This window comes from Rathayibacter sp. RFBD1 (assembly GCF_002932915.1).
Classification (GTDB): Bacteria; Actinomycetota; Actinomycetes; order Actinomycetales; family Microbacteriaceae; genus Rathayibacter.
The window spans coordinates 145,782-168,315 of sequence record NZ_PSWQ01000019.1 but is presented as its reverse complement, the minus strand read 5'-3'; the positions used below and the strand labels follow the sequence as shown (position 1 = coordinate 168,315).

Genomic DNA, 22,534 nt, shown 5'->3' with positions numbered 1-22,534 from the left:
TCCCCTACGTCAAGGGATCGACCCCGGGCTCCCCCGCCCGCGCCCGCCGCCTGATCGGCACCGTCCTCGAGCAGCTCGCCGCCCGCTGACCCCCCGAGGTCCGAGCAGCCGTCCGCGCGGGAAGCCGGCTCCCGGCACGCCGCTCCGCGGCCACTCGACCAGCAGGGGCGGACGACGGACGCCCTCCCACCGCACGGTAGACACATCGCGCCCTGGAAATGGGAACCTTGCTACGCCTCTCTGCGGCTACTCGACCAGCAGGAGGAGGGAGCGCCCTCTCACCGCAAGGCGGAGGGCGCGTCCGAGAATCGCGTGGCAGCGATTCGAGGCAGCCCGACGGAATACGCTCTGCGGAACGCACCCCGTCGGGAGGCCGACCGCGCTGAGCCGCGCAGGGAGCGGCTCAGAGTCGAGCTCAGCCCAGCGCCCGCTCGATCTTCTCCGTGATCTCGTTCTGGTCGAGGTAGTTGTCGATGACGACGACCTCGGCGAAGGTGCGGCCGATGCGGTCGACGAGCTCGCCGGAGGTGAGGATGACCTGCGCGTCGGCGGCGAGCGCGTCGACGGAGGCCAGGTCGGAGGCGATCACCTCGGCCTCGAGGTCGAGGGTCTCGAGGGCGCGCTCGGCGCCGAGCTTGAGGATGGCGGAGGTGCCGATTCCGGCGCCGCAGAGGGTGACGATCTTCATGCGCTTCTTCCGTAATGCGGGTGGTGCGGGGTGCTGTCGGTGAGGACGGCGTTGATGCTGCGGACGGTGCGGGCGGCGGCGAGGGCACCGACCGCGTCCGGACGGCTGAGCACGTCGGCGAGCCCGGAGACGAAGCCGACGTGTCCGTGCGCCTGGGTGGCGGCGATCCCGATGACGACCGACACCGGGTCGTTGGTGCTGTGGCCGAAGGCGACGGGCTCGGCCAGCGTGACGACGGAGAGGCCGTCCGCGAGGACGTCGTTGCCGGGCCGGGCGTGCGCGAGGGCGAGCCCGGGCGCGATGACGATGTACGGCCCGAGCACGTCGACCTGCTCGACCATGCGCCGGGAGTAGGCGGCGTCGACCGCGCCGGTCCGCTCGAGCGCACGGCCCGCCTCGAGGACGGCCTCCCGCCACGATCCGGCGGAGTGGCGGAGGGCCACCGCCTCCTCGGGGAGCGCGTCGAGCGGCATCGTCAGGCCGCCTCGAAGCCGGCGCTGATCGTCTCGACGAGCTCGCGGCGCTCGTCGAGCGGCAGGAAGGCGGCGTGAGCCGCGTTCAGCTGGAAGGCCTCGAAGTCGTCGAGGTCGTACCCGAACGCGTCGGACAGGAGGGCGAGCTCGCGGCTGAGGGTCGTCGCGCTCATCAGGCGGTTGTCGGTGTTCACCGTGACGCGGAAGCCCAGCTGGTAGAGCAGGTCGAAGGGGTGGTCGGCGAGCTCGGCACCCCACGCCGCGACGGCGCCGGTCTGCAGGTTGGAGGAGGGGCTGAGCTCGAGGGCGATCTCGCGGTCCTTCACCCACTCCGAGAGCTCGCCGAGGGTCACGTAGCTCGCGTCGTCGTCCTGGCGCTCGATGCGGATGTCCTCCGCGATCCGGACGCCGTGACCCAGGCGCAGCGCGCGGCCGTCGAGCAGGGCGGAGCGGATGCTGTCGAGGCCGTCCGCCTCCCCCGCGTGCACCGTGGTCGGGAAGTGCGCCGCCGCGAGCAGCTCGAAGGCGGGACGGTGCCTCGAGGCGGGGAAGCCCGCCTCGGCTCCGGCGATGTCGAAGCCGATCGCACCGCGCTCGCGGTGGCGCAGCGCCAGCTCGGCGACCTCGAGCGAGCGGTCGGCGTGCCGCATCGCGGTGATCAGCTGGCCGACGCGGATGCGGTGTCCCTGCGCCGCCGCCTCCTGCACGCCCTGCTGCAGCCCCTCCTGGACCGCCTCGACAGCCGCGTCGAGCGAGAGCCCGGCGCGCTGGTGCTGCTCCGGCGCCCAGCGCACCTCGCCGTGCACGACTCCGTCGGCGGCGAGGTCGAGCACGAACTCGCGGGCCACGCGCTCGAGCGCCGGCGCGGTCTGCATCACGGCGACCGTCGTCTCGAAGGTGGCGATGTAGTCGGTGAGGGAGCCGGAGTCGGCCGTGGCACGGAACCACTCGGCGAGCGCGTCCGGCTCCTCGGCCGGGAGCGGCACGCCCGTCTCGCGGGCGATCTCGAGGACCGTCCCGGGCCGCAGGCCTCCGTCGAGGTGGTCGTGCAGCGACACCTTGGGGAGCTCGTCGATGAGGACGCCCTCGCCCGGGAGGAGGTACTCCTCGGTCTGATCGGTCACGGTGCTCCTCGCAGGTAGGCGGTGGTTCGCCGACCACCCTAGAGGGTCGGCGGGAGCGGCTCGCCGGGCGGCGCCTCCTCCGTGCCGGGCGGCGCGGGGCTAGGAGACGCGCTCCGCCACGAGGGGGCCGCCGTCGAGCACCTCGTCGCCCTCGTCGCCGATCCGGTAGGCACCGGCGAGCGCCTCCAGCGCCCGGGCGAAGCGCTCCGGCTCGTCGGCCGACAGCGTGAGCAGGGGCTGGCCCGCGCGGACGCGGTCGCCCGGCTTCGCGTGCAGGTCGATCCCCGCCGCGTGCTGCACCGCGTCGGACTGGCGGGCGCGTCCGGCGCCCAGGCGCCAGGCGGCGATGCCGAACGGCAGCGCCTGCTGCTCCACCAGGACGCCGTCGCGCTCGGCGACCACGACGTGGGTCTCGCGGGCCTCGGGAAGCGCCGCATCCGGATCCCCTCCCTGAGCGCGGATGACCGCGCGCCAGGTGTCCATCGCCGCGCCGCCGTCGAGGGCGCGCTCGACGTCCGCGTCCGGCTGCCCGGCGAGGGCCAGCATCTCGCGGGCCAGGGCCAGCGTCAGCTCCCGGACGTCCGAGGGGCCGCCGCCGGCGAGCACCTCGACCGACTCCCGCACCTCGTTCGCGTTGCCGATGGCCAGACCGAGCGGCACGTTCATGTTGGTCAGCAGCGCGGTGGTCCGCACCCCCGCGTCGTTGCCGAGGTCGACCATCGCCCGCGCCAGCTCCCGCGAGCGCTCGATGTCGACCATGAACGCACCGGAGCCGAACTTCACGTCGAGCACCAGGGCGTCGGTCCCCTCGGCGATCTTCTTCGACATGATCGAGGACGCGATCAGCGGGATCGCCTCGACGGTCCCGGTGATGTCCCGGAGCGCGTAGAGCTTCTTGTCGGCGGGGGCCAGGCCCGAGCCCGCGGCGCAGATCACGCCGCCGACCGTCCGCAGCTGCTCCAGCATCTCCTCGTTGCCGAGGTCGGCCCGCCAGCCCGGGATCGACTCCAGCTTGTCGAGCGTTCCGCCCGTGTGGCCGAGCCCGCGTCCCGAGAGCTGGGGCACCGCCACGCCGAAGGAGGCGACCAGCGGCATCAGCGGCAGCGTGATCTTGTCGCCGACCCCGCCCGTGGAGTGCTTGTCGACCGTGCGCTTGCCGAGTCCGTCGAAGCGCATGCGCTCGCCGCTGGCGATCATGGCCAGGGTGAGGTCGCGGATCTCGTCGCGCTCCATCCCGTTCAGCAGGACCGCCATCGCGAAGGCCGCCATCTGCTCGTCAGCGACGTAGCCGCGGGTGTAGGCGTCGATCAGCCAGTCGATCTGCGCGGTCGAGAGCGTGCCGCGGTCGCGCTTGGTGCGGATGATGTCGACGGCGTCGAAGTCCTCGACGGGGGTGGTGCGGGTCATGCGGAGTCCTCGGTTCGGGAGTGGGAGCGGTGACGGCGGCCCTAGGAGGCGGCGTAGGCCTCGAGCGTGCGCGGGCCGAAGGCGTCGGGGATGACCTCGTCGATCGTCTTCACGCCCGACACGGTCTGGAGGAGCATGCCCTCGGCCGAGTGCTCGAAGAGCAGCTGGCGGCAGCGCCCGCAGGGCATCAGGACGCCGCCCTTCCCGTCGACGCAGGTGAAGGCGACGAGCCGGCCGCCGCCCGTCATGTGCAGAGAGGACACCAGCGCGCACTCGGCGCAGAGCGTGAGCCCGTAGGAGGCGTTCTCGACGTTGCAGCCCGAGATCGTCCGGCCGTCGTCCACGAGCGCGGCGACCCCGACGGGGAACTTCGAGTACGGGACGTAGGCGTGGCTCATGGCCTCGAGGGCGGCCTCGCGCAGCGCCTCCCAGTCGATGTCGGTCACGACGGCTCCTCTCAGGACTTCAGGTACGGCTTGCCGGCGGCGGCCGGTCCGCGGGACTGGCCGACGAGACCGGCCACCGCGAAGATCGTCACGACGTACGGCAGCATCAGCATGAACTCGCTGGGCACGGGCGAGCCGATGACGCCGAGCACGTTCTGCAGGTTGGTCGCGAAGCCGAACAGGAGCGACGCGAGCGTCGCCTTGATCGGGTCCCACCGGCCGAAGATGACGGCGGCCAGGGCGATGAAGCCCGCGCCCGCGGTCATCTCCTTGCCGAACGCGCCGACCGCGTCGAGCGTGTAGTACGCGCCGCCGACTCCGGCGATCGCCCCGGCGAGGGAGACGTTCCAGAAGCGCGTGCGGGCGACATCGATGCCCACCGTGTCCGCGGCCTGCGGGTGCTCGCCGACGGCGCGCAGGCGGAGGCCCCACTTGGTCTTGAACAGGCCCCACCACACCGCGAAGATCGCGAAGTACATCAGGTAGACGATCACCGTCTGGTTGAACAGGACGGCGCCCACGATCGGCACCTGGCTGAGCACCGGGATCGGGAGGCGGTCGAACTTCACCGGCGAGTTGAACGTCGACGCGTCGGCGGAGAGGACCTGGGAGTAGAGGAAGCTCGTCAGGCCGGTCACCAGCACGTTCAGCACGACTCCGACGATCACCTGGTCGACCAGGTACTTGATTGCGAAGGCGGCCAGCACGAACGACACCAGGACGCTCGCGACCATCGCCGCGAGCAGGCCGAGCACTGGCTGGCGGGTGAGGGAGCCGACCATCGCCGCGGTGAAGGCGCCGGCGAGCAGCTGCCCCTCGATCGCGACGTTGACGACTCCGACACGCTCCGAGATGACGCCGCCGAGCGAGCCGAAGATCAGCGGAGTGGCGAGTCCGACGGTCCCGAGCAGAAGTCCCGAGACGGGCAGGGCGGCACCGGCCGATGCCCAGACGAGGAACCCGATCAGGAAGACCAGGGCGAAGACCGCCGAGAGCCAGAGCGGGATCCGGCGGCCGGCGCGGGTGAGTGCGGCCGACGCGACGGCCAGGGCGACCAGGAGGATCGCGACGACCACGCCCGTCCCCCGCGTCGGGAACGGGATGTCCGGCAGCGCGAAGAAGTCGGTCCCCGCGGCGAGGCGGAACGAGCTCGTCCCATCGCGGCCGAGGGCCACGAAGAGGACGACGGCGAGCAGCGCGAAGACGCCGAACGCGATCGGCGCCTTCCAGCTGCGGATCACGACGCGGTCGGGGGCGGTGGCGACGGCGGTGCTCATGCGGACACCTCCGAGGTGCGGCGGGTGCGGCGCTTCGGGGCGGCCCCGGGCGTCGGGAGGCGGAAGATCGCGCGCACCAGCGGCGGCGCGGCGATGAAGAGGACGATCAGCGACTGGACGACGAGGACCACGTCGATCGGCACGCCCTCGGCGGCCTGCATCGAGTAGCCGCCCGCCTTGAAGGCGCCGAAGAGGATGCCGGCGAAGAACACGCCCCAGGGGCGGGAGCGGCCCAGCAGCGCGACCGTGATCGCGTCGAAGCCGATGCCCGCGTCGATCCCGGAGGTGAAGCCGGTCGTGACCGTCCCCATCACCTGGGCGCTGCCGGCGAGGCCGAGCAGGCCGCCGGAGAGGAGCATCGCGTACACGTAGCTGTTCTTCACGTCGATGCCCGCGACCCGTGCCGCGTGCGGGTTCTCCCCCACCGCGCGGAACTTGAAGCCGATCGTCGAGCGGTTCAGGAGCCACCAGACGAACACGGTCGCGAGGACCGCGAAGACGAAGCCGAGCGTGAGCGAGTAGCCGGGGCCGAGGAGCGCCGGGAAGACCGCGGTCTCCTTCATCCCGGGCGACTTCGGGTTGTTCGAGCCGGGCGCCTGCAGCGCGCCGGGCGTCCGCAGGAGGTAGGAGATCAGGTAGAACGCGACGTAGTTGAGCATGATCGTGAGGATCACCTCGTGCGCGCCGGTGCGGGCCTTGAGCAGTCCCACGAGTCCGCCCCAGAGCGCGCCGCCCAGGATGCCGGCGGCGAGCGCGACGATCAGGTGCACGCCCCACGGGAGGTCGAAGGAGAAGCCGACCCAGCCCGCGCAGGCGGCGGCGATCAGCATCTGGCCGCGGCCGCCGATGTTGAACAGGCCGACGCGGAAGGCCAGCGCCACTCCGAGGCCGCCGGCGATCAGCGGGGTCGCGAAGGCCAGGGTGTCCGTCAGCGGCTTGATGCCGTTGGCGAAGCCCTCGCGGCGGAAGTTGTAGACCGAGCCCTGGAAGAGCGAGGAGTAGGCACCGGAGACGGACTGCCAGATCGCCTGCAGGGTGTCGAGCGGCCGGGCGAAGAAGTAGCCCGACGCCGCCTGGACGTCCTTGTCGGTCGCGGCGATCAGCACGCCGCCCGCGATGAGGGAGAGCAGCACGGCGAGCACCGACATCAGCGCGGTGCCGGAGAGGATCTCGCGCAGGACGCGGGAGGCACCGCTCTCGAGCGGGCCGGGGCGCACCTCCTGATCCGGCTTCTGGCCGGGCTCGAGCCCGGACGCCTTCTCGGTCTCCGCGTCGGGATCGACCGCGGGCAGTTGCGCGTCGCTCACGCCGCCGCTCCCTTCTCGGCGGGCGCCTGCCCGGCCATCATGAGCCCCAGGACCTCGCGGGGCGTGTCGGCGGGGACGATGCCGATGATCCCGCCCTTGTACATGACCGCGATGCGGTCGGCGAGCGCCGCGACCTCGTCGAGCTCCGTCGACACCACGATCACGGGGACCCCGGTGTCGCGCGTCTCGACGATGCGCTTGTGGACGAACTCGATGGAGCCGACGTCGATGCCGCGGGTGGGCTGCGCCGCGATGAACAGCCGCAGCTCCCGGCTGAGCTCGCGCGCGAGCACCACCTTCTGCTGGTTGCCTCCGGAGAGGCGGCCGACGTGGGTGCCGATCCCCTGGGCGCGCACGTCGAACTCGCGCACCCGCTCCTCGGCGAAGCGCTCGAGCTCCTTCAGCCGCAGGCCCAGTCCCTTCACGAACGGACCGCGGTCGCTGCGGTCGAGCATGAGGTTCTCGGCGATCGTGAACTCGGCGACCAGACCGTCCTCGGTGCGGTCCTCGGGGACGAAGCCGACCCCCGACTCGAGGACGCGGCGCACGGACAGCCCGTCGAGGCGGCGCCCGTCCAGGGTCACCGAGCCCTCGACCCGCTCCTGCAGGCCCATGATCGCCTCGGTGAGCTCGGTCTGGCCGTTGCCCTGCACGCCCGCGATCGCGAGGATCTCGCCGCGGCGGACCTCGAAGGAGACGTCGTCGACGACGGCCTGGCCGTTGGCGTCGCGCACGGTGAGGTTCGAGACGACGAGGGCCTCGTCGCCCGGCACCGCCTGCTCCTTCTGCACCGTCAGCTCGACGGCGCGGCCCACCATCAGCGAGGCGAGCTCGGCGTTGCTCGCCGTCGGCGACGCCTCCCCCACGACTCTGCCGAGGCGGATGACCGTGATGCGGTCCCCGACCTCGCGCACCTCGCGGAGCTTGTGCGTGATGAAGACGATGGCGGTCCCGGCCGCACGCAGCTGGCGCATGATCGCGATCAGCTCGTCGGTCTCCTGCGGGGTCAGCACCGCGGTCGGCTCGTCGAACACGAGCACCCGGGCGTCGCGGGAGAGCGCCTTGATGATCTCGACCCGCTGCTGCACGCCGACGGGGAGGTCCTCGACCAGGGCGTCGGGATCCACGTCGAAGCCGAAGCGGTCCGAGATCTCGCGCACCCGGGCGCGCGCGGCAGCGAGGTCCAGGCGCCCGCCGGCCTTCGTCTCCTCGTGGCCCAGCATGACGTTCTCGGCGACGGTGAACACGGGGACGAGCATGAAGTGCTGGTGGACCATCCCGATGCCCGCCTTCATGGCGTCACCCGGACCGGAGAAGTGCTGGACCGCGTCGTCCAGCAGGATCTCCCCCTCCTCGGCCTGGTACAGGCCGTAGAGCACGTTCATGAGCGTCGACTTGCCCGCGCCGTTCTCGCCGAGGAGGCAGTGGATCTCACCGGGTTCGACGGTGAGATCGATGTGGTCGTTGGCCACGAGCGCGCCGAAGCGCTTCGTGATGCCACGCAGTTCGAGCTTCATGGGACCAATCTAACTTTCGGTTCGCGCCACGATGCGCCGTCGGCCGGGATCGAGGGACGCAGCGGAGCCGATCCGCCCGCCGGACCGACGAAGAGGCCGGCGGTCCCGAGGTGTGCTCGGGCCCGCCGGCCTCTTCGAGGAAGCGGCTAGGACGCCGCGGGAGCGGACGGGGAGGTGACGGTGATGGAGCCGTCGATGATGCCCGCCTTGATGGTGTCGAGCTCGCCCTGCAGGTCGCCCGAGACCTTCGACTCGAAGTCGTGGAACGGCGCGATGCCGACTCCGTCGTTCTCGAGGGTGCCCACGAAGGGAGTGGGGTCGAAGTCGTCGGCTCCGGCGGAGCTGGTGACGTCGGTCGTGCCGGCCTCGATGCCCTTGAGGATCGAGGTCAGGTACAGGTCGGCGCCGTCGGGGTAGGTCTCGTACAGGTCCGCGTCCACGCCGACCATCGCGATGTCCTTGCCGGAGTCGCGGATCGCCTCGATCGCCGACTGGAAGATCGGACCGCCGACGGGGAGGATGACGTCCGCGTTCTGGTCGATCAGCGACTGCGCGGCCGACTTGGCCTCGACGCCCGCCGCGAAGCCGCCGGTGAAGGAGCCGGTCTGCGCGTCGACGTCCCAGCCGACGACCTTGACGTCCTTCCCCTTCTGCTCGTTGTAGTACTTCACGCCGTCGGCGTAGCCGTCCATGAAGATCGTGACGGTCGGGAACTGCTGGCCGCCGTAGGTGCCGACGACGCCGGTCTTGGAGTACGACGCGGCCGTGTAGCCGGCGAGGAACGCCGCCTGCGAGGTGTCGAAGGTGATCGGCTTGACGTTCGGCAGGTCGATCGACGCGTCGTCGATGATCGCGAAGTCGATGTCCGTGTTCGCCTCGGCCGCGGCCGACGTGGCCTCGGCCAGCGCGAAGCCGACGGTGATGATCAGGTTGCAGCCCTGGTCGACGAGGCTGGTCAGGTTCGGGGCGTAGTCCGTCTCGGACTCCGAGGTGACGGTCTTCGGCGTGACGCCGAGGTCCTCCGAGGCCTTCACGAGGCCGTTGTAGCCGAGCTCGTTGAACGACTTGTCGTCGAACCCGCCCGCGTCGGAGACCATGCAGGGCAGGAAGTCGCCACCGGCGGCGGCGCTGGAGCCGCTCTCCTCGGGGGCGGAGGCGCAACCGGCGAGAAGCGCGGTGACGCCGAGGGCGGCGAGACCGCCGAACGCGGCCTTACGCGAGGTGATAGTCAAGATGTCGTCCTCCAGGAATGCGGCCCCGCGCGACGAGCGCAGCAGGGCGTCGATCCCCACACGTTACCCAATGTGACAAGCCGCTCAGCCGCCCGGACGGTGGTGGTCAGGAAGAGTTACACAGTGTTGATCTTCGCGACACGCGGAGCGTGTCGCGGGGTGCGGGCGGCTGTGCTCGATTCCGAGCCGCGGGGCGGCTCGGCGCGGTCGGCTGGGCTCGATTCCGAGCCGCGGGGCGGCTCGGCGCGGTCGGCTTCGCGACGGGTGCGTTCCGCAGAGCGGGTCGCGTCGGGCTGGCCTGAATCGCTTGGCACGCGATTCCGGCTCGCGGCCCTCTCCCCTGCTGCCGGACGTCGAAGGCGTTCGGAGGAGCTCCGCGCTGCGCGCGGTCGGGCTCGACGCGATGCTCCTCCATGGTGGTCGAGTTGCCGCGGAAGCGGCGTATCGAGACCCAGCCACCAGCACCCAGGGCGACGGCCGAGGCCCTCATCGAGGGTGGTCGAGTGGCCGCGCGAACGGCGGATCGGGACCGCCGCACGCGCATGAGGCGAGGGGCGGAACGGCGAGGGGCGGAACGGCGAAGCGCGGCGCCTCCGAGGGGAGGGCCGCGCTTCGACGGGTGGGACGGAGTGCTAGAGGACGTCGGTGCGGCCGGAGAGGCGCAGGGCGTCGACGACGCCCTTGACCTTCTGGGCGTTCTCGGTCGTGGTCACCAGGAGCGCATCGGGGGTGTCCACGACGACGATGTCCTTCACTCCGATGAGGGCGATGGTGCGGTTGCCGCCGCTGACGACGATGCCCGTCGCGGAGTCGGCGAGCACACGCGCGTCCTCGCCGAGGATGGCGAGGTCCGAGCGGAGTCCGCTCGAGTGCAGCTTCGCGATGGACGCGAAGTCGCCCACGTCGTCCCAGGAGAAGTGGCCCGGCACGACGGCCAGCTTGCCCGCGGCCGCGGCCGGCTCGGCGACGGAGTAGTCGATCGCGATCTTCTCCAGGCCCGGCCAGATGCGGTCGACGACCGCGCCGCGCTCCGGGGTGTCCCACGCGGCGGCGAGCTCGAGCAGTCCGGCGAGCAGCTTCGGCTTCGCGCGGCCGAGCTCCTCGAGGAGGCGGTCGGCGCGGGCGATGAACATGCCCGCGTTCCAGAGGTACTGGCCACTGGAGAGGTAGGCGCGCGCGGTGTCGGCGTCGGGCTTCTCGACGAAGGAGTCGACGGCGAGCGTGTGCGTCGCTCCGTCGATCCCGAGGTGCTTCCCGGTGCGGATGTAGCCGAAGCCCACGGCAGGCTCGGTCGGCGTGATGCCGATGGTCGCGATGTAGCCCGCGTCCGCCGCGACGACGGCCTCGGCGACCGCGTCGTGGAACAGCTGCTGACCGCTGATGACGTGGTCGGCGGCGAACGAGCCGATGATCACCCCCGGCTGGCGGCGCTCGAGGATGGCGGCGGCCAGGCCGATCGCGGCGGAGGAGTCGCGCGGCTCGCTCTCGAGGACGACGTTGAGGTCCTCGAGGCTCTCGAGCTGCTCCTCGACGGCGGCGCGGTGCGCGCGGCCGGTCACGACCATGATCCGGTCGGCGCCCGAGATGGGCGCGAGGCGGTCCCAGGTGTCGCGGAGGAGGGTCTGTCCCGATCCCGTCAGATCGTGCAGGAACTTCGGGGCGTCGGCCCGGGAGAGCGGCCACAGCCTCGAGCCGATCCCGCCGGCGGGGATCACGCTGTAGAAGCGGTCGAGCGGGGCGCGGCCATCGGTCTCAGGTGATGTCATGTCCGCAGGATACAAGGGAGCCCGAGCGCGACCGTCCGTTCACCCGAGCGCGCGCCGCCGTTCATCCCGCCGCCGTAGCGTCCGGGGCGTGAGAGTCGCGGTCGTCACCGAGAGCTTCCTGCCGTCCTTGAACGGCGTGACCACGAGCGTCCTGCGGGTGCTCGACGAGTTCGCGGAGCGCGGGATCGAGGCGCTCGTCGTCTGTCCGGCCGCGGGGGCGCCGGGCCACTACGCGGGCCACCGCGTCGTGGAGCACCCGGCGATCGCCTACCGCGACTTCCCGGTCGGGATCCCCACGCTGGCCCTCACCCGGGAGCTGGCCGACTTCGAGCCCGACGTGGTGCACATCGCCTCGCCCTTCCTCCTCGGCGCCCGCGCCATCGCCTCGGCCGGCCGGCTCGGCGTGCCGAGTGTCGCGATCTACCAGACGGACGTCGCGCGATTCGCGGCCCGCTACGGCATCCGCGGCGCCCGCGCCCTCGCCTGGCGGGTGATCCGCCAGATCCACGCCGGGGCGGACCTGACCCTCGCCCCCTCCACCAGCGCCCTCGACGACCTCGCCGCCGCCGGCATCGAGCGCACCGCGCTGTGGGGCCGCGGCGTGCAGAGCGAGCGCTTCCACCCGCGCCGCCGCTCCTCCCCCTATGCGCAGGCCGTCCGAGCCGGACTCGGCGCCGACGACGCGCTCGTCGGCTACATCGGGCGCCTCTCCCCCGAGAAGAGGGTGGAGCGGATGGCGGCACTCGCCTCCCTCCCGCACACGGAGCTGGTCGTGGGCGGCTACGGCCCCTCCTCCGCCCGGGTCGCCGCCGCCCTCGGCCCGGCGGCGCGGATGCTCGGCCGGCTCGACGGCGACCGGCTGCCGGCGGTCTTCGCCGCGCTCGACGTCTTCGTGCACACCGGAACGGAGGAGACGTTCGGCCAGACGGTGCAGGAGGCGCAGGCGTCCGGCACCGCGGTGGTCGCGCCGCACGCGGGCGGCCCCACCGACCTCATCGAGCACGGCGTGGACGGCCTGCTCTACGCGCCCGAGAGCGACTCGGACCTGCGCCGGCAGGTGGAGCGCCTGGTCCGCGATCCCGCACTGCGCGCCCGGCTCGGCGAGGCGGGCCGCCGCCGCGTGCTCCACCGCACCTGGAGCGCGCTCACCGACGAGCTCCTCGCGCACTACGCGACCGCGGGGGCGCCCGCCCTCGCCCTGCCCCGCAGCTAAGGCTCGCCTAAGCCGCGCCCGCCTGCGAGCGCGCTTAGAATCGGAGGGCGAGTTTCTCGTCGCTCCCCGCCCCGTCCCCGTCCACGCGACGTGGGAACAGGTCAGGCCGTCGGAGCACAACCAGGGAGGGTTGTTCGTGTCAGTTCAAGCTGCTCAAACCCTCGCACCCCGGAAGCAGGGGAAGATCCGGCGTCCGGCCGGCACCCTGTACCGCGGTCGCGAAGGCATGTGGTCGTGGGTGCTCCACCGGATCACCGGTGTAGCCATCTTCTTCTTCCTCCTCGTCCACGTCCTCGACTCCGCTCTCATCGCCGTGAGCCCCGAGGCGTACAACGCGGTCATCGGCACGTACAAGAACCCGATCATGGGACTCGGCGAGACCGGGCTCGTGGGCGCCATCGCGTTCCACGCGCTGAACGGCCTGCGGATCATCCTGGTCGACTTCTGGAGCTGGGCGACCCGCAACCAGCGCGTCCTCTTCTGGGTCGTCATGGGCCTCTGGGTCGTGCTGATGCTCGGCTTCGCGCCGCGCCACCTGATCAACGTCTTCAGCGAGGGGGGTGCGCATTGAGCACCGTCGCCGCACCGCGGACCCCGCACACCCCGACCCGCTCCTCCGGCACCAACTGGGAGAAGTGGGGCTGGATCTACATGCGCGCCTCCGGCGTCGTGCTGATCGTCCTGATCTTCGGGCACCTCATCTACAACCTGCTGCTGGGCGACGGCATCAAGGCCATCGACTTCGGCTTCGTCGGCGGCAAGCTGGCGAACCCGTTCTGGCAGTGGTGGGACGTCCTCATGCTGTGGCTCGCGCTGATCCACGGCGGCAACGGCATGCGCACGCTGGTCAACGACTACGCGACCTCGCCCCTGCTGGCCAAGGCCTTCAAGGGCGGCATCCTCGTCGCCGTCGTCGCGCTGATCGCGCTCGGCACCTGGGTCGTCTTCGCGTTCGACCCGTGCCCCGCCGGCACCGCCGCGGATCTGCTGCCCTCCTTCTGCGCAGCGTGACCACGGTGCCGCGGATCGGAGAGGGGCCCGCGCCCCTCCCGGTCCGCGGCACCGCGTCCCGGCACCTCCCCCTCCCATCCCCGTACGACGGAGCACCCACCCCGTGAGCACACCAGGCCACTCCCACACCGGCGCCGACCAGAGCGCCTTCGCGCAGACCGTCGGACCCGACGGCGTCCACTACCACCAGTTCGACGTCGTCATCGTCGGCGCCGGCGGTGCCGGGATGCGCGCGGCCATCGAGGCCGGCCCCAAGGCGAAGACGGCCGTGATCTCGAAGCTGTACCCGACCCGCTCCCACACCGGAGCGGCGCAGGGCGGCATGGCCGCCGCCCTCGCGAACGTCGAGGAGGACAGCTGGGAGTGGCACACCTTCGACACCGTCAAGGGCGGCGACTACCTCGTCGACCAGGACGCGGCCGAGATCCTCGCGAAGGAGGCCATCGACGCGGTCATCGACCTCGAGAACATGGGCCTGCCCTTCAACCGCACCGAGGAGGGCAAGATCGACCAGCGCCGCTTCGGCGGCCACACCCGCGACCACGGCAAGGCGCCCGTCCGCCGCGCCTGCTACGCGGCCGACCGCACCGGCCACATGATCCTGCAGACGCTGTTCCAGAACTGCGTCCGGCTCGGCATCAACTTCTACAACGAGTTCTACGTCCTCGACCTGGTGATGACCGAGGTCGACGGAGTGGCCAAGCCCTCCGGCGTCGTCGCCTACGAGCTGGCCACGGGCGAGCTGCATGTCTTCCAGGCGAAGGCGATCATCTTCGCGACCGGCGGCTTCGGCAAGATCTACAAGACCACCTCCAACGCGCACACCCTCACCGGCGACGGCGTCGGCATCATCTGGCGCAAGGGCCTCCCCCTGGAGGACATGGAGTTCTTCCAGTTCCACCCGACCGGCCTCGCCGGCCTCGGCATCCTCCTCACCGAGGGAGCGCGAGGAGAGGGTGCGATCCTCCGCAACGCCTCGGGCGAGCGCTTCATGGAGCGCTACGCCCCCACCATCAAGGACCTCGCGCCGCGCGACATCGTCGCCCGCTGCATGGTCCAGGAGGTGGCGGAGGGCCGCGGCGCCGGACCGCACAAGGACTACGTGCTGCTGGACTGCACCCACCTGGGCGCCGAGGTCCTCGAGACCAAGCTCCCCGACATCACCGAGTTCGCCCGCACCTACCTGGGCGTCGACCCCGTCGTCGAGCCGGTCCCCGTCATGCCGACCGCGCACTACGCGATGGGCGGCATCCCGACCAACGTCAAGGCCGAGGTGCTCTCGGACAACACGACCGTCGTCCCCGGCCTCTACGCCGCCGGAGAGTGCGCGTGCGTCTCGGTGCACGGCTCCAACCGCCTCGGCACCAACTCCCTCCTCGACATCAACGTCTTCGGCAAGCGCAGCGGCAACAACGCCGCCGACTACGCCAAGACGGTCGACTTCACCCCCCTGCCCGCCGACCCGGCCGGCGCGATCCGCGACATGCTCGCCTCGCTCCGCTCCGCGACCGGCACCGAGCGGATCGCCTCGATCCGCAAGGAGCTGCAGGACGAGATGGACAAGAACGCCCAGGTGTTCCGCACCGACGAGTCCCTCGAGGCCGTCACCGGGACCATCCAGCGCCTGCGCGACCGGTTCCGCAACATCTCGGTGCAGGACAAGGGCAAGCGCTTCAACACCGACCTCCTCGAGGCCGTCGAGCTGGGCTTCCTGCTCGACCTCGCCGAGGTCGTCGTCTACTCGGCGCGCAACCGCAAGGAGAGCCGCGGCGGCCACATGCGCGACGACTTCCCGAAGCGCGACGACGAGAACTACATGCAGCACACGATGGCGTACCTCTCCGGTGACGCCCACTCCTCCGACGCCGGTGACCACATCCGGCTCGACTGGAAGCCCGTCGTGATCACCCGGTACCAGCCGATGGAGAGGAAGTACTAGCCATGTCGACCGCTACCCTCGAGCAGCCGCCCGCCGCCCCCGCGGCCCCGGAGGCGTTCACCGTCACGTTCATCATCCGCCGCTTCGACCCCGAGGTGGACGCCGAGCCGCGCTGGCAGGACTTCGACGTCGAGATGTACTCGACCGACCGCGTCCTCGACGCCCTGCACCGCATCAAGTGGGACCAGGACGGATCGCTGACCTTCCGCCGCTCGTGCGCGCACGGCATCTGCGGATCCGACGCGATGCGGATCAACGGCCGCAACCGCCTGGCCTGCAAGACGCTGATCAAGGATCTCGACATCTCGCAGCCGATCTACATCGAGGCGATCAAGGGTCTGCCCCTCGAGAAGGACCTCGTCGTCGACATGGAGCCGTTCTTCGCCTCCTACCGCGAGGTGCAGCCGTTCCTGGTCGCCAATACCCCGGCGCCCAAGGGCAAGGAGCGCGTGCAGTCGGTCGCCGACCGCGCCCGCTTCGACGACACCACGAAGTGCATCCTCTGCGCCGCGTGCACCTCGTCCTGCCCCGTGTTCTGGACCGACGGGCAGTACTTCGGCCCCGCGGCGATCGTGAACGCCCACCGCTTCATCTTCGACTCGCGCGACGACGCGGGTGGAGCGCGCCTGGACATCCTCAACGACAAGGAGGGCGTGTGGCGCTGCCGCACGACCTTCAACTGCACGGAGGCGTGCCCGCGCGGCATCCAGATCACGCAGGCGATCGCCGAGGTGAAGCAGGCCGTCATCCGCGGCCGCGCCTGATCCTCCCCCTCGCGAACGCGTCCGGCCCGCCGGGATCCTCGGATCCGGCGGGCCGGACGCGTTCCTGCGTGTAGGCGGGCGCGTGCACGGGAGCGCCGCGAGGCCTCAGTACGCTGGAGGAATGACCGAGGCGGCCGACACTCCCCGCGGGATCCCGGGCCTGTTCGAGCGGGTCATGCGGACGCGGCCGGTGCGGGTGATGCTCCACTACTCCGAGACCGGCGGGCCCCTCTTCGCCTCCGGACTCGCCTTCCAGGCCCTGTTCGCGGTCTTCGCGGCGCTCTTCGTCTTCTTCGCCGTCTTCGGCTTCTGGGTGCGCGACGACTCGGTGCTGCGCGACTCCCTCCTCGACCTGGTGACCCGCTCCGTCCCCGGTCTGATCGGCGGGAAGAACGCCCTCGTGTCGGTCGACGACCTGCTCGACTCGTCGATCCTCGGCTGGACGGGTGCGATCGCGGCCGCCGGCCTGCTCTGGACGGCGCTGAACTTCCTGGGGAGCCTGCGCCAGGCGGTCCGGCTGCTCTTCTCGCTCCCCGGACCCACGACCCTCTTCGTCCTGCTCAAGCTCAAGGACGCGGGGCTCGCCCTGGTCTTCGGGGCGGTGCTGCTGGTCTCGGCCGGTCTCTCCGTGTTCTCGACCTCGCTGGTGGACGTGGCGTTCGGCTTCCTCGGGATCGGCAGCGAGTCGATGCCGGCCCGACTCGCCGGCAGCGCGGTCGGCCTGCTGATCATGCTGGCCCTGGACACGGGCACGCTCGCCGGCTCCTTCCGCATCCTCTCGGGCATCTCGATCCCCTGGAAGAACCTCTGGGCGGGCTCTCTGCTCGGCGGGATCGCTCTCGGCGCGCTCAAGGTCCTCGGGACGCAGCTGCTGGGCGGCGCCTCCCGCAATCCGCTGCTCGCCTCGTTCGCGGTCCTCATCGGTCTGCTGATCTGGTTCAACCTCGTCTGCCAGGTGATCCTGATCGCCGCGTCGTGGATCTCCGTCGGGATGAGCGACGCCGGGATCTCGGCGCGCAAGCTCACGCCGGAGGAGCGCGAGAAGGAGCGGGAGGAGCAGCTTCGCACCGCCCGCCGCACTCTCGCCGAGGCCGAGCGCGAGCGGCTTCGCGCCGCGCTGCCGGAGGCGTCCCTCCTCAAACGACGGCGCCTGGAGCGCCAGCTCGCGCAGCTCGAGGAGGAGCTCGAGCAGCTCGCCGCCTGACCCGGCGGACTACTTCGCGTCCCTCCCGGCGTCGCCGCGCCCGATTCCGCCTGCCGAGTCTGTCCGTTTCTGTTGACTTCCCTCCCGAACGGGTCTAAAAAGAGGTAAACGCAGATCCGAGGTCGGAAACGACACCGCGGATCCGGCGCACCACCCACGGCGAGACGACGGAGTCCACATGTACGCACCGGAGCGGCACCAGGCGATCCTGGACCGCGCCCGCACCGACGGGCGCGTCGAGGTCCGCGATCTCGCCCTCTCCCTCGCCGTGACGCCGGAGACGATCCGCCGCGATCTCACCAGCCTCGAGAAGCGGGGCCTGCTGCGCCGTGCGCACGGCGGCGCCATCCCCGTCGAGCGGCTGGGCATCGAGCCCGAGGTCGCCGCCCGCGAGGGACACCTCGCCGGCGAGAAGGACCGCATCGCCACCGCGGCCCTCGCCGAGGTGCCCGACGGCGGCTCGATCGCCATCGACGCCGGCACCACCACGGTGCGGCTGGCGGAGCTGCTCCCCCTGGACCGCCGGCTGACGGTCGTCACCCACTCCCTCCCCGTCGCGATGGCGCTCGTCGGCCGGCCCAACATCGACCTCCACCTCATCGGCGGGCACCTGCGCGGAGTCACGCAGGCCGCCGTCGGGCCGTGGGCCGCCCAGGCCCTCTCCACGGTCTCGGTGGACGTCGCCTTCATCGGCACGAACGGCCTCAGCGTCGAGCGCGGGCTCACCACCCCCGATCTCGACGAGGCCGTCGTCAAGTCCGCGATCATCGCCTCCGCGCGCCGGGTCGTGGTCCTCGCCGACCACTCGAAGTTCGGCCGTCAGGACTTCGGGCACGTCGCTCCGCTGTCCGCGGTCGACACCGTCATCACCGACGCCGATGTCGACGACGAGCTCGCCGACGACATCGAGTCGGCCGGCCCGGAGGTCGTCCGCGCATGATCGTCACCGTCACCGCCAACCCGAGCATCGACGTCACCCTCTCCACGAGCGGCTTCGCCGTCGGCGAGGTCAACCGTGCGCACGACGTGCGGCGCGACCCGGCCGGCAAGGGCGTCAACGTCGCCCGTGCCCTCGCGCGCAACGGCGTCGAGGCGACCGCGGTCTACCCGGCCGACGCCTCCACCGGCCTCGACCTGTCCACGATGCTCCGGGCCGCCGGAGTCCGCTCGGCCAGTGCGGCGATCGCCCACCCGATCCGCACCAACATCACCGTGGTCGACGACCGGACGGGCCGCACCACCAAGATCAACGAGCCCGGCCCCGCCGTCACGGAGGAGGAGGCCCGCGCCCTCTCCCAGCTGATCGGCGAGCACGTCTCGGCCTCGCCCCGCTGGCTCGTCGCCTGCGGCAGCGTCCCCCCGGGACTGGGAGCGGACTTCTACCCCGCCCTCGGCCGCCTCGCCCTGCACTTCGGCGTCCCCCTCGCCGTCGACACCTCGGGAGCCCCCCTGACCGCGATCATCGCGGCCGGCACCGCCACCCTGGTGAAGCCCAACCTCGAGGAGCTCGAGGAGCTCCTCGGCCGCTCCCTGACGACGGTCGGAGACGTCGTCGCCGGAGCCCGTGAACTCCTGCAGCTGCCCGACGCGCGAGCGCTCGTCAGTCTCGGAGAGCACGGCGCCCTCCTCGTCACGGCGCACGCGTCGTGGTGGGCGGGCGCCCCCGCCGTCGTGCCCCTCAGCACCGTCGGCGCCGGCGACAGCACGCTCGCCGGCTACCTCTCGGCCGTCGACGCCACGGAGGCGGAGCGCCTCGCGACAGCAGTCGCGTGGGGTACCGCCGCCGTCCAGCTCCCGGGCAGCGAAGCCCCGGGTCCCGACTCCCTTCGCCTCGACGACGTCTCCGTCGTCGAGAACCCCGACCCCACCCTCCCGATTGGAGAACTGAGCGCATGACTGCTCTCACCGAGGCGTCGACGGTCATCGTCGACCTCACCGCCGCCACGAAGGACGAGGCCACCGCGCAGCTCGCGAAGACGCTCGCCGACGCCGGCCGCGTCACCGACCTCGACGGCTTCCTCGCCGACGTCCGCGACCGCGAGTCGCAGATGGCGACCGGCATGCCCGGCGGCATCGGGATCCCCCACGCCCGCTCCTCCCACGTCGTCTCGCCCAGCGTGGCGGTCGGCATCGCGAAGCAGGGCGTCGACTTCGGCGCCCCCGACGGCCCGGCCGACCTGATCTTCCTGATCGCGGCTCCGGACGGCGCCGACCAGGCGCACCTCAAGATCCTCGCCCAGCTCGCCCGCAAGCTGATCCACGAGTCCTTCACCGGTTCCCTCCGCGCCGCCGCCAGCGGCCAGGAGGTCGCGGACATCATCGCCCGAGAGGTCGTCGTCTCATGAGGATCGTCGCCGTCACCAGCTGCATCGCCGGCATCGCGCACACCTACATGGCGGCCGAGGCCCTCGAGCAGGCCGCGAAGAAGAAGGGGTACGAGATCCAGGTCGAGACCCAGGGCGCCGCGGGCTCCGATCCCATGTCGGACCGGACCATCGCCGACGCCGACGTCGTGATCCTCGCCGCCGACCTCGAGGTCCGCGGCAAGGAGCGCTTCGCCGGGAAGCCCACCCTCGAGGTGGGCACGTCGGAGGCGCTCGCTAAGGCGGCCGACGTCATCGACCGCGCCGTCGCGAAGGTGCAGGACGCGCCCGCCGCGAGCCCCGCCTCCGGCCCGCGCTTCGTCGCCGTGACCAGCTGCATCGCGGGCATCGCCCACACGTACATGGCGGCGGAGGCGCTCGAGCAGGCCGCGAAGAAGCGCGGCTACCCGATCCACGTCGAGACCCAGGGCGCGGCCGGCTCGGACGAGATGACCGCCGCCGACATCGCCGCCGCGGACGTCGTCATCCTCGCCGCCGACCTCGAGGTCCGCGGCAAGGACCGCTTCGCCGGCAAGCCGATCCTCCAGGTGGGCGTCGCCGAGGCACTGTCCAAGCCGGACGAGGTCCTCGACCGCGCTCTGGCCCTCCGCGGCTCCGGCTCCGCCGCGTCCGCCCCCGCCCGCTCGACTCCGGCCGCGGCCCCCGCCGCGCCGAAGAAGGTCGGCGTCGGCACGCGCATCCGCCAGAACCTGATGACCGGCGTCTCCTACATGATCCCGTTCGTCGCGGCGGGCGGTCTGCTGATCGCGCTGTCGTTCCTGTTCGGCGGCTACCGGATCGTCGACTTCACGGCCCAGCAGATCATCGACGACGGCTTCAACGTCGCGAACATCACCGACTGGGCCGGAGTGATGTTCCTGATCGGAAGCGCGACCTTCGCGTTCCTGGTGCCGGTGCTCTCGGGCTTCATCGCCTTCGGCATCGCCGACCGTCCCGGCATCGCGCCGGGCTTCCTCGGCGGCGCGGTCGCGGTCACCGTCGGCGCGGGCTTCCTGGGCGGCCTCGCCTCCGGCTTCATCGCCGGCTACGCGGCCCTCTACATCTCGCGGATCAAGCTCCCCGCGGCGTTCAAGTCGCTGATGCCCGTCGTGATCATCCCCCTGATCGCCACCTTCATCACCGGCTTCCTGATGTTCGTGGTGCTCGGAGCGCCGCTCCGCGCACTGAGCGAGGGCCTGTCGTCCTGGCTCTCGGGCCTCTCGGGCGGCAACCTGATCATCCTGGGGATCATCCTCGGCCTGATGATGGCGTTCGACATGGGCGGTCCGGTCAACAAGGTGGCCTACGCCTTCGCGACCACCGGCCTCGCCTCCGTCCCCGCCGACGGCGACCCGAACTCCGTGCAGTTCAAGGTGATGGCGATCGTCATGGCCGCCGGCATGACCCCGCCGCTGGGTCTGGCCCTCGCCACGACGCTCCGCAAGCGCCTGTTCACCGACGCCGAGCGCCAGAACGGCAAGGCCGCCTACCTGCTGGGCGCGTCCTTCATCTCGGAGGGAGCCATCCCGTTCGCCGCGGTCGACCCGCTGCGCGTGATCCCGTCCGCCATGGTCGGCTCGGCCGTCACGGGTGCGCTCGTCGCGCTCTTCGGCTCCACCCTCCGCGCCCCGCACGGCGGCGTCTGGGTCACCGGTCTCGTCGGGCAGCCGATCCTCTACCTGGTCGCCATCCTGGTGGGCATGGTCGTCACGGCCGTCTGCGTGATCATCGCGAAGAGCATCAAGCGCGCCCCGGTGGTCGCCGAGGTGCCCGAGCCCGCCACCGCGCAGGCCGTCCCCGCCTGATCCCCTCCGACCGACCGTCCTGAGCGGTCCCGCCGGCGGTCGCCTCCGCGCTCCTCCCCCTCTCCGAGGGAGTCGCGCGAGGCGGCCGCCGGCTTCCGCGTTCCGAGGTGCGAGCGCGGCCGGGCGGCCCGCTCCGCGGCTCCGAATAGACTGCTCCGGTGACTCGCAGCACCCTCCGCATCGCCTCCGTCAACGTGAACGGCGTCCGCGCCGCCTACCGCAAGGGGATGGGCGACTGGCTCGCCGCTCGCGACGTCGACGTCCTGGCCCTGCAGGAGGTCCGCGCCTCCACGGACGACCTCACGGGGCTCCTCGGGGACGAGTGGGACGTGCTGCACGACGAGGCGACCGCCAAGGGGCGCGCCGGAGTCGCTCTCGCCTCGCGCAGGCGCGCCACGATCCACCGCGTGACGTTCGGCGCCGACGACTTCGACTCGGCCGGACGCTGGCTCGAGGCCGACTACGAGGTCGGCGGCCGCTCGCTCACCGTCGTCTCCACCTACGTCCACTCCGGCGAGGTCGGCACCCCCAAGCAGGTCGAGAAGTACCGCTTCCTCGACGCGATGGAAGCGCGCCTGCCCGAGATCCGGGCGCACAGCGAGCTCGCCGTGGTGATGGGCGACCTCAACGTCGGCCACCGCACGCTCGACATCAAGAACTGGAAGGGCAACGTCAAGAAGGCAGGCTTCCTCCCGGAGGAGCGCGCCTACGTCGACCGCTTCGTCGGCGCCGAGGGCGACCCGGACTACAACGCCGGTGCCGGACTGGGCTGGGTCGACCTCGGCCGCCGGTTCGCGGGCGAGGTGCCCGGACCGTACACGTGGTGGTCCCAGCGCGGCCAGGCCTTCGACACCGACACCGGCTGGCGCCTCGACTACCAGCTCGCCACGCCCGCGCTCGCCGACCTCGCCCGCAGCTACGAGGTCGACCGCGCCGCCTCCTACGACACCCGCTGGTCCGACCACTCCCCCGTGGTCGTCGACTACGAGCTCTGACCC

The 22,534-nt window shown here is 71.6% G+C and carries 21 protein-coding genes; 11 read left to right on the top strand and 10 right to left on the bottom strand.

Features of this window, described 5'->3' with window-relative positions; translation table 11 throughout:
• Positions 1-415: 415 nt before the first annotated feature.
• From C5D50_RS09220 to C5D50_RS09175, 10 genes are all read right to left on the bottom strand, one after another.
• Positions 416-688: a PTS sugar transporter subunit IIB gene (locus C5D50_RS09220; RefSeq protein ID WP_104226416.1), complete on the bottom strand. Its 273-nt coding sequence runs from the start codon at positions 686-688 to the stop codon at positions 416-418.
• Positions 685-1,161: a PTS sugar transporter subunit IIA gene (locus C5D50_RS09215; RefSeq protein WP_104283333.1), complete on the bottom strand. Its 477-nt coding sequence runs from the start codon at positions 1,159-1,161 to the stop codon at positions 685-687. Before C5D50_RS09215 ends, C5D50_RS09220 begins: the two co-directional genes overlap by 4 nt.
• A 2-nt stretch (positions 1,162-1,163) precedes the next feature.
• Entirely contained in the window at positions 1,164-2,285 is a 1,122-nt protein-coding gene (locus C5D50_RS09210) for an adenosine deaminase (protein ID WP_104249478.1), read from the bottom strand.
• 99 nt (positions 2,286-2,384) lie between these two features.
• The gene (locus C5D50_RS09205) at positions 2,385-3,692 is read right to left on the bottom strand and encodes a thymidine phosphorylase (RefSeq protein ID WP_104283332.1); all 1,308 of its coding nucleotides are present in this window, start codon (positions 3,690-3,692) and stop codon (positions 2,385-2,387) included.
• Positions 3,693-3,733: 41 nt separating this feature from the next.
• Positions 3,734-4,138: a cytidine deaminase gene (locus tag C5D50_RS09200; RefSeq protein WP_104223180.1), complete on the bottom strand. Its 405-nt coding sequence runs from the start codon at positions 4,136-4,138 to the stop codon at positions 3,734-3,736.
• A gap of 11 nt (positions 4,139-4,149) precedes the next feature.
• Complete coding sequence (locus C5D50_RS09195) at positions 4,150-5,415, bottom strand: ABC transporter permease (protein WP_104232837.1); 1,266 nt, start codon at positions 5,413-5,415, stop codon at positions 4,150-4,152.
• On the bottom strand, positions 5,412-6,722 hold the full coding sequence (locus C5D50_RS09190) for an ABC transporter permease (RefSeq protein ID WP_219812597.1): 1,311 nt from the start codon (positions 6,720-6,722) through the stop codon (positions 5,412-5,414). The genes C5D50_RS09195 and C5D50_RS09190 overlap by 4 nt, the downstream gene beginning before the upstream one ends.
• A complete protein-coding gene (locus C5D50_RS09185) occupies positions 6,719-8,239 on the bottom strand; it encodes an ABC transporter ATP-binding protein (protein ID WP_104226419.1) in 1,521 nt (506 codons plus the stop codon). Before C5D50_RS09185 ends, C5D50_RS09190 begins: the two co-directional genes overlap by 4 nt.
• Before the next feature lie 146 nt (positions 8,240-8,385).
• Positions 8,386-9,471: a BMP family protein gene (locus C5D50_RS09180; protein ID WP_104232890.1), complete on the bottom strand. Its 1,086-nt coding sequence runs from the start codon at positions 9,469-9,471 to the stop codon at positions 8,386-8,388.
• A gap of 632 nt (positions 9,472-10,103) precedes the next feature.
• Entirely contained in the window at positions 10,104-11,237 is a 1,134-nt protein-coding gene (locus C5D50_RS09175; RefSeq protein ID WP_104223184.1) for a mannose-1-phosphate guanylyltransferase, read from the bottom strand.
• An 88-nt stretch (positions 11,238-11,325) separates the two neighbouring features.
• Here C5D50_RS09175 and C5D50_RS09170 point away from each other — a divergent pair, with 88 nt between their 5' ends.
• The 11 genes from C5D50_RS09170 (at position 11,326) to C5D50_RS09120 (ending at position 22,531) form a co-directional block, all read left to right on the top strand.
• Entirely contained in the window at positions 11,326-12,450 is a 1,125-nt protein-coding gene (locus C5D50_RS09170) for a glycosyltransferase family 1 protein (protein ID WP_181137326.1), read from the top strand.
• A gap of 136 nt (positions 12,451-12,586) precedes the next feature.
• Positions 12,587-13,021 carry a succinate dehydrogenase, cytochrome b556 subunit gene (sdhC, locus tag C5D50_RS09165; RefSeq protein ID WP_374952907.1) on the top strand — a complete coding sequence of 145 codons (435 nt, stop codon included), beginning with the start codon at positions 12,587-12,589 and terminating at the stop codon, positions 13,019-13,021.
• Positions 13,018-13,461 carry a succinate dehydrogenase hydrophobic membrane anchor subunit gene (locus C5D50_RS09160; RefSeq protein WP_104223187.1) on the top strand — a complete coding sequence of 148 codons (444 nt, stop codon included), beginning with the start codon at positions 13,018-13,020 and terminating at the stop codon, positions 13,459-13,461. The genes sdhC and C5D50_RS09160 overlap by 4 nt, the downstream gene beginning before the upstream one ends.
• A 202-nt stretch (positions 13,462-13,663) precedes the next feature.
• Complete coding sequence (sdhA, locus tag C5D50_RS09155; protein ID WP_104232891.1) at positions 13,664-15,400, top strand: succinate dehydrogenase flavoprotein subunit; 1,737 nt, start codon at positions 13,664-13,666, stop codon at positions 15,398-15,400.
• Positions 15,401-15,402: 2 nt separating this feature from the next.
• A complete protein-coding gene (locus C5D50_RS09150) occupies positions 15,403-16,164 on the top strand; it encodes a succinate dehydrogenase iron-sulfur subunit (protein ID WP_068254543.1) in 762 nt (253 codons plus the stop codon).
• A 121-nt stretch (positions 16,165-16,285) separates the two neighbouring features.
• Positions 16,286-17,368, top strand: coding sequence for a YhjD/YihY/BrkB family envelope integrity protein (locus C5D50_RS09145; protein ID WP_104223189.1), 1,083 nt, complete (start codon positions 16,286-16,288; stop codon positions 17,366-17,368).
• A 178-nt stretch (positions 17,369-17,546) separates the two neighbouring features.
• Complete coding sequence (locus C5D50_RS09140) at positions 17,547-18,308, top strand: DeoR/GlpR family DNA-binding transcription regulator (protein WP_104283330.1); 762 nt, start codon at positions 17,547-17,549, stop codon at positions 18,306-18,308.
• The gene (locus C5D50_RS09135; protein ID WP_104288990.1) at positions 18,305-19,264 is read left to right on the top strand and encodes a 1-phosphofructokinase family hexose kinase; all 960 of its coding nucleotides are present in this window, start codon (positions 18,305-18,307) and stop codon (positions 19,262-19,264) included. Before C5D50_RS09140 ends, C5D50_RS09135 begins: the two co-directional genes overlap by 4 nt.
• Positions 19,261-19,713, top strand: coding sequence for a PTS sugar transporter subunit IIA (locus C5D50_RS09130; RefSeq protein ID WP_097166616.1), 453 nt, complete (start codon positions 19,261-19,263; stop codon positions 19,711-19,713). Before C5D50_RS09135 ends, C5D50_RS09130 begins: the two co-directional genes overlap by 4 nt.
• Entirely contained in the window at positions 19,710-21,536 is a 1,827-nt protein-coding gene (locus C5D50_RS09125) for a PTS fructose-like transporter subunit IIB (RefSeq protein WP_104232839.1), read from the top strand. Before C5D50_RS09130 ends, C5D50_RS09125 begins: the two co-directional genes overlap by 4 nt.
• A 158-nt stretch (positions 21,537-21,694) precedes the next feature.
• Positions 21,695-22,531, top strand: coding sequence for an exodeoxyribonuclease III (locus tag C5D50_RS09120; RefSeq protein WP_104263197.1), 837 nt, complete (start codon positions 21,695-21,697; stop codon positions 22,529-22,531).
• Positions 22,532-22,534: the final 3 nt, after the last annotated feature.